Source organism: Prevotella sp. (assembly GCF_036570325.1).
Classification (GTDB): Bacteria; Bacteroidota; Bacteroidia; order Bacteroidales; family Bacteroidaceae; genus Prevotella.
The window spans coordinates 1-1,545 of sequence record NZ_DATCYK010000125.1 but is presented as its reverse complement, the minus strand read 5'-3'; the positions used below and the strand labels follow the sequence as shown (position 1 = coordinate 1,545).

Here is a 1,545-nt window from a genome sequence, read left to right as displayed (position 1 = left end):
GGTTCTTTGTCAAATAACGTTGATGAAGAATCATAGCCAATTTTTAACAGCGTTAGCTGATGTGTGAAAAAAGCCCATCAGCTTCGCTGTTTTTTTGTACTTTATACCTATTTCTTAATAGTATTCTTAATTTCATATTTTTATAACTTTTAAATCCAAATGATACACGCTTGTATGCTTTTATGAGATTGTTATTGTCTTCGGCATGAGCATTTGTGTAGGAAGTAGAAAGAGAATTAATGACATATTTCATGTGTTTCTTTAAACTATATACACTCGTCCTGAAACATTCAGGTATTTCATTAATATCTTTATTTACTAGTTTTTTCAAGCCTTCAACGTCTCTTTTTTCTATACAAAGTAAGAATTTTTGGTAATATATATTTGCTTCTTTTATTCTATCTGAAAAATTCAATATATCGTATTTAATTTCTTTTGTATTTGTAAATTTTTTATAACAAGTATACTTATAAAAATATACACTATTTAAGTTCCAATCCTTTGCTAACAATACCTTCCAGTACCTTTTTAACACACGATATTCATGTGAATGTGTTTTGAAGTTTTTCATTTCCAAGACTCTTAATTTATTCATATTTCTAGTGAACATTTGTACTATATGAAACTTATCTAGAACTATTATGGCATTTGGAAAGAATTTTTTTGCAAGTTCTATATACGTAGGATACATGTCTGTAGTAATTATTTTAACATTATTTCTAGCTTCTTCACTGAAAGACCTTAAGTATTCACCAAGATATTTTTTTCTCCTGTCGGAGACAATATCAAACACATGTCCAGTGTCTATATCAGTAATGTTTACACTCATAGATGCATCAACCTTTTTAGTTGATTTAAATTTTTTAATGCCCTTGGGTACATCTATTGCTATTTTTTTAGGTAAAAAATTCTTGTTTGTTTTAGATTCAGTACTTCTAAGCACTCGTATTACTGTATTAGAAGAAACATAGTGGTCTTTTGCTATTGTTTTCATAGCTACAATATCAACAAGTTTATCAATAATAGATGCCTTAACATCATTTGAAATAGAGCAACCTTTATCTGTGAGAGAAGTCTCGGCTATAAAGGTTCTACCGCAATCTTTACAGCAAAATCTCTGCTTTTTAACTTCAAGAATAGTAGGGACATTATTGATCCTATTTATAAGTATTTTTACTTTCTGACTACCATTTTTTACTATCGAGTAATTTTCATTGACAGAACCACAATGAGGGCATACATCTGGTGTATACGTTAGCGTAGAGTGTAGTATATTGAATTTGACTCCGTTTATTATCTTATTTGAAATTTTTCCTGTAAATTTTAAATTTTTGTCCCTTATTCCTAGAATTTCTGATATACTGTTACTTGAAAACATGTCTTATCTCCTTTGTTTATTTGTTTGTAGTGACTCAATTTTACAACGGTCTTGACATGTTTTCAACTTTTTTATAAAAAATATAACGCTGACAGTAAATTTATCCGTTTTCGCCATTCGGCGATTTCGGATTTTTTATTACCATCAACGTTATATATTATAGAGCC

General features: G+C 29.0%; 1 protein-coding gene. It reads right to left on the bottom strand.

The genetic code is table 11. The features are described from left to right. Positions 1-52 precede the first annotated feature (52 nt). The gene (locus VIR50_RS11065) at positions 53-1,378 is read right to left on the bottom strand and encodes an ISL3 family transposase (RefSeq protein WP_331935176.1); all 1,326 of its coding nucleotides are present in this window, start codon (positions 1,376-1,378) and stop codon (positions 53-55) included. Positions 1,379-1,545: the final 167 nt, after the last annotated feature.